This window comes from Streptomyces sp. McG3 (assembly GCF_018619185.1).
GTDB lineage: Bacteria > Actinomycetota > Actinomycetes > Streptomycetales > Streptomycetaceae > Streptomyces.
Genome location: NZ_JAAXYC010000441.1, coordinates 1 through 5,051, shown reverse-complemented (window position 1 = coordinate 5,051; position 5,051 = coordinate 1). Strand labels below are relative to the sequence as shown.

The window sequence follows — 5,051 nt, the reverse complement described above, 5'->3', positions numbered from 1 at the left end:
CCCACGCTTCCACCCCGCAGGGCGGGCGCACCCTCGACGACGGCGCCGTACGGGCCGTGGTGGAGCGGCGCACCTCCCTGCTGCCCGCCGGAATCTCCGCCGTCGAGGGCGAGTTCAGCGCCGGCGAAACGGCGGCCTGCCGCCCGGCGCGCAGCTGGCCCTGAGCAACGACCCGAAGCTGTTCCTGGACGGGCTCAACAAGGTCCGCCAGAGCCAGCAGGCCTCCAAGTCGCTCCTGGCCGATCTGAAGCAGACGCAGCAGGACCTGGAGACGTACACCCAGGACGCCAGCACCAACTGGGAAAAGCTGGAGACGATCCGGGTCAAGCAGGCCAAGGCCAAGAAGAAGATCAACGCCCAGATCAAGGCGGCGGAGAAGCTCGAATCGCGGCTGGAGAAGAAGGAGCGCGACCGGCTCCGCCAGCTGGAGCGGGACGCCGCGGACAAGGCGCAGACCGCCTGGCTCTCCTCCGGCGCCGTCAAGGACGTCAGCGGCGAGGCGAGCGAGGGTGGAGCGGCCGCGGTGGCCTTCGCGACGGCGCAGATAGGCAAGCCGTACGCCTGGGGAGCCGAGGGCCCCGGTTCGTACGACTGCTCCGGGCTGACCTCGCAGGCGTGGCTGGCGGCGAAGCGCCCGATCCCGCGCACCTCGCAGGAACAGTGGCGGCTGCTGCCGCGTATCGACATCCAGGACATGCGCCCCGGTGACCTGATCATCTACCACGCCGACGCCAGCCACGTCGGGATGTACGTCGGCGACGGCGCGATCGTCCACTCCCCGCGCCCCGGCCGCAACGTCACGCTGGCGGGCGCCGGCTCGATGAAGATCCTCGGCGTGGTCCGCCCGGACAAGTAGGACCGACCGGACACGAGGCACGGCCCTCGCGAGGCCGCGAGCGGGGCCACGTGAGCGGGGCCACGCCGCCGCGCGTGAGCGCGTGATGTTTGTCATGCGCGCTTCTCCGCCGTTCTGGCGGCCCATCGCGCCGGATCCGTGCCGGGACGCGGCTTATGGCGGCGCGTGCGGCGGGCGCCGGTCCCGGTGCGCCATTCCGTTCCCCCGCCGCGGACCGCTATCGTCCCCGACTGGCGGATCGTCGATCGTCGACCCGCCGCGCCCTCGGGGGGAGGGAAGGAAACTCGAACCGATGCCCGTACCCGTACCGCAGCAGCGCTCCGTTCCCGCTGCGGAGACCTCGCACGGCGACCTCACCCTGCTGGTGATCGAGGACGACCCGGCGGGCACCACCATCACCGTCCCCGAACTCTCGGCAGCGGCCGGGACCCGGGTCCGTATCCGCACCGCACGCAACCTCACCGAGGCCGCGCGGCTGCTCACCGACGACGTCGACTGCATCCTGCTGGACCTGGCGCTGCCCCTCGCGGGCGGCGGGTCCGGCCCCGGCACGCCCACCACGGACGCCGGGACGGCAGGCGGCGGACCGCTGCCCGAGCCCGTCTCCGCCCGGGCCGGCGAACTGGCGGCCCTCACCCACGTACTCCGCATCGCGCCGCTGCACGCGGTCCTCGCGCTGACCGCGCAGGACGACACGGAGCTGGCGGCCGAGGCGGTCCGGGTCGGGGCGCAGGACTACCTCTTCCGGGGCGACCTCGACGCGCGCGTCCTGAGCCGCGCCATCCGGTACGCCGTGGAGCGCAAGCGCGCCGACATCGCCCAGCACCAGCTGACCGAGTCCCGGCTGCGCGCCCAGGAGAACGCCCGCCTGGAGCGCGGCCTGCTCCCCACCCCGCTGCTGGACGGCTCCGGCCTGAGCTTCGCCGCCCGCTACCGCCCCGGCCGCAGCCGCGCCCTCCTCGGCGGCGACTTCTACGACGTCGTCCGCACCCCGGACGGCACGGTGCACGCGATGATCGGCGACGTCTGCGGACACGGCCCGGACGAGGCGGCGCTCGGCGTCGAGCTGCGGATCGCCTGGCGGGCGCTGACCCTGGCCGGGCTGTGCGGGGACGAGCTGCTCTCCACGCTCCAGCAGGTGCTGGAGCACGAGCGGCAGAGCGAGGAGATCTTCGCGACGCTCTGCACCGTGGACATCGCACCCGACGGGCGACGGGCCGGGCTCTGCCTGGCCGGGCATCCCGCACCGCTGCTCGCCCGCCACGGCCTGCCCGCCCGGCTGCTCCCGTACGAGGACGGCGGCCCGGCCCTGGGGCTGCTGCCGCGGGCCCGATGGCCGCGCCGTCAGGTCGAGCTGGGCGGCACCTGGAGCCTGATGATGTACACGGACGGGCTCATCGAGGGGCGCGTGGGCAACGGCGGCAGCGAGCGGCTCGGCCAGGACGGCATGGTCGCGATGGTCAACAGCCGGCTGGAACAGGGGCTGGCGGGCGAGGAGCTGCTGGAGGCGGCGGTCGCCGAGGTACGGGAGCGACACGGCAGCGAGCTGACCGACGATGTGGCGGTCCTGCTGCTGGGCCGCGATCCGGAGCGGATACGACGATGGGGCGGCAGCGCACCGCGCTCCCACCCCGCGTCCGTCGACCGGCCGCCGTCCCCGCCCGTGCGGGCGGCGAGGGCTCAGCGCCCGCCGTTGTAGGGACCGTACGGACCGTCGCTGCTGGAGCCGCCGCTGCGGCCACCGCCGCCGCCCGAGACCGCCTTGAGCGCGGGACGCACGTCGACCATGAACACGATCGACGCGACCACACCCGCGAGCTGCAGGAAGAGCATCGGGATCAGCAGGTTCACGGCGACGGCGACACCGAGGATCACCAGCCAGAAGGACTTCTTCTTCTTGTCGGCGGCCCGGTAGGCGTCCTCACGGGCGGTCGCCGCGAAGACGAACGCGACCACGGCCAGCACCAGCATCGCCAGATAGAGCAGCTGGAGGAGCGAGCCGAACGCTGAGAGCAACATGGTGTCTACCGCCTAGTGAGTGGATGAGCGCCCTGCGGCCGGAAAGGCCAAGGTACCGGGACAACGAGCCGGCCACCCGTAAAGGTGCCCGCCCCGCGCCCCGGTCACGCGTCCCGCGAACCGCGTACCGGAAGGACCCGTGGGGGTCACTTGCCGGCGGGCGGCGGGGTCTTCCTGGCCGCGGGCTTGCGCGGCGCGGGCGTCTTCTTGGCGGGCGCGGTCTTGGCCTCGGCGGACTTCACCGGGGCGGCGGGCCTGGCCGAGACGGGCGCGGTCTTCGTCGCGGCGGGCTTCGCGGCGGGCGCGGCCTTCGTCGCGGCGGGCTTCGCGGCGGGCGCGGCCTTCGGCTTGGGCTCGGCCTCGACGACGGCGGCGATCTCGACGATCTCCTCGGCCGTCTCCCCGCGCCAGGTCCGTACGGTCTGCTCGCCGTGCTCGGCGACCTTCTCGTACGTCTCCCGGGCCTTGATCGCGTACTCGGCGGCCACGCCCACACTGCGGAGCGCCAGGTCCTGAGCGCTCTCGCCCAGCTTCTTCAGGTCGGCGGCGTCGAGCGAACCGAACACCTCGGTGACCTTCGCCTGCACAGTGGCCTGGGCCTCCTTGGCCTGCGTGGTCACCTTCTCCTGCACGGCCTTGGGGTCGGTGTTGCGCACGGCGTCGATCCGCTCGGGCGCCTCGGCCCGCAGCTGCTCGATCAGCGCCGGAACCTTGCGCGCCTGCTGCACGGCCAGGTCGGCCGTGCCGGCGGCGAAGTAGAGGGGGGTGGGGTCGGTGAGGGTCTTGCGCAGGTCATCGGTGATGGCCATGACTGTGGTCCTCCCGGATCATCAGAACCAGCTGTTCAGCTGTGAGGGTCGTGGTCTTCGGTGGCGTCCGCACCGGCGTCGTCGCCGTTACGGGGCCCGGCATCGCCGCCCGCGGCGGCGTCGGCGTCCGCTTTCCCGTCCGCGTCGGGCCCGGGGACGAATCCGTTTTCGCGGCGGAAGGAGTCGTAGATCTGCAGCAGCACGTTCTTCTGCCGCTCGTTGATCGACGGATCGGCCAGAATGACCGCCCGCGTCTCCAGCTCCTCCCGCTCCCGCTCGTCGAGGATCCCCGCACGTACGTACAGGGTCTCGGCCGAGATCCGCAGCGCCTTGGCGACCTGCTGGAGCACGTCGGCGCTGGGCTTGCGCAGACCGCGCTCGATCTGGCTGAGATACGGGTTCGACACCCCGGTCGCATCGGCGAGCTGCCGCAGCGAGAGCTGCGCTGCACGGCGCTGCTCCCGCAGGTACTCACCGAGATTGCCGACGTTGAGTGATGCCATGACCCGATACTGCAACACCCCCGCTAACTTTTGCAAGCACATGCTTGCAAAAGTGTCGCGTGCCACTGGTTCGGCCGAACCTCACTCATGGCCCTTCAGGGTCCGTTTGACCTGTCTCGCTGAAGGCGGGCCGATCTCGGTGTATCCGAGCCATCTGGCTGTGTGTCTCGGTCAACCTTGGCCATCTGCCGTTCTGTCTTGCTCTTTCTGAGCCGCTGCCGCGCCTGGCTGTCTACGGTCGTCGTACATGGACAGCGCCGGGTGGGGGTGTCTGGTGGAGGCTGAGGACTTTCGGCTGGAATACGTCGACGCTCGCGGTGACCTGCATGAGGGGCCGCTTGAGGTGATGTGGCCGGCGCGTTTCGAGGCGGCCGGGCAGGTGCGGACATTCCCGTCGTACCCCGGTCAGCGCAATTTTCCCGGCTGGTACTGGGCTGCCACGTGTGCCGATTTGGTGGGTTATGAGTCGTGGGTGGAACTCGGTCAGCTGCTGAGGCTGGACTCCGATCCGGGGGTAGTGGCGATGGCGTCGCAGCCGTTCCGGCTCTCGTGGCGGTCCGGTGGCCGGGCTCGGCGGACCAGCCATACCGGACTACTTCGTGCGCCGCCGGGACGGCACCGGTGTGGTGCTGGACGTGCGTCCCGACGACCGGATCGAGCCCGAGGATGCGGTGAAGTTCGCGGCTACGGCGGCGGCTTGCGCCGTGGTGGGCTGGGATTTTGAGCGGGTTGGCGTGCTCGATCCGGTGTTGGCGGCGAATCTGCGCTGGTTGTCGGGCTACCGGCATCCGCGGGTGCGGCGAGATCCGGTAGCGGCGGAGTTGCGGGCGGCATTCGCCCGGCCTCGGGGGCTGCTGGCGGGGG

General features: G+C 71.7%; 5 protein-coding genes and 2 pseudogenes. 4 read left to right on the top strand and 3 right to left on the bottom strand.

What is annotated here, in order from left to right; all coding sequences use genetic code 11:
* The 3 genes and pseudogenes from HET64_RS39945 to HET64_RS36445 all read left to right on the top strand — a co-directional run.
* Positions 1–161 (top strand): annotated as a pseudogene (locus HET64_RS39945) (PUA domain-containing protein); the annotation flags it as partial.
* Positions 119–856 (top strand): annotated as a pseudogene (locus tag HET64_RS36450) (C40 family peptidase); the annotation flags it as partial. The pseudogenes HET64_RS39945 and HET64_RS36450, both read left to right, overlap by 43 nt.
* Positions 857–1,148: 292 nt before the next feature.
* Positions 1,149–2,555 carry a PP2C family protein-serine/threonine phosphatase gene (locus tag HET64_RS36445; RefSeq protein ID WP_215111521.1) on the top strand — a complete coding sequence of 469 codons (1,407 nt, stop codon included), beginning with the start codon at positions 1,149–1,151 and terminating at the stop codon, positions 2,553–2,555.
* Here HET64_RS36445 and HET64_RS36440 read toward each other — a convergent pair.
* The 3 genes from HET64_RS36440 to HET64_RS36430 form a co-directional block, all read right to left on the bottom strand.
* On the bottom strand, positions 2,537–2,875 hold the full coding sequence (locus HET64_RS36440; RefSeq protein WP_018959825.1) for a DUF2516 family protein: 339 nt from the start codon (positions 2,873–2,875) through the stop codon (positions 2,537–2,539). The two genes, HET64_RS36445 and HET64_RS36440, sit on opposite strands and share 19 nt — an antisense overlap.
* A gap of 146 nt (positions 2,876–3,021) precedes the next feature.
* Positions 3,022–3,684, bottom strand: coding sequence for a hypothetical protein (locus tag HET64_RS36435; RefSeq protein ID WP_215111520.1), 663 nt, complete (start codon positions 3,682–3,684; stop codon positions 3,022–3,024).
* A 35-nt stretch (positions 3,685–3,719) separates the two neighbouring features.
* Positions 3,720–4,187 carry a helix-turn-helix domain-containing protein gene (locus HET64_RS36430; RefSeq protein WP_215111519.1) on the bottom strand — a complete coding sequence of 156 codons (468 nt, stop codon included), beginning with the start codon at positions 4,185–4,187 and terminating at the stop codon, positions 3,720–3,722.
* Positions 4,188–4,747: 560 nt separating this feature from the next.
* Between HET64_RS36430 and HET64_RS39465 the strand changes: the two genes are divergently transcribed.
* On the top strand, positions 4,748–5,051 hold a 304-nt coding region (locus tag HET64_RS39465), incomplete at its 3' end, for a TnsA-like heteromeric transposase endonuclease subunit (protein ID WP_308370428.1).

Excerpts from the sequence above, each read along its gene's own strand:
- HET64_RS36445 (WP_215111521.1), top strand. The coding sequence starts at position 1,149 with ATGCCCGTACCCGTACCGCAGCAGCGCTCCGTTCCCGCTGCGGAGACC.
- HET64_RS36440 (WP_018959825.1), bottom strand. The coding sequence starts at position 2,875 with ATGTTGCTCTCAGCGTTCGGCTCGCTCCTCCAGCTGCTCTATCTGGCG.
- HET64_RS36435 (WP_215111520.1), bottom strand. The coding sequence starts at position 3,684 with ATGGCCATCACCGATGACCTGCGCAAGACCCTCACCGACCCCACCCCC.
- HET64_RS36430 (WP_215111519.1), bottom strand. The coding sequence starts at position 4,187 with ATGGCATCACTCAACGTCGGCAATCTCGGTGAGTACCTGCGGGAGCAG.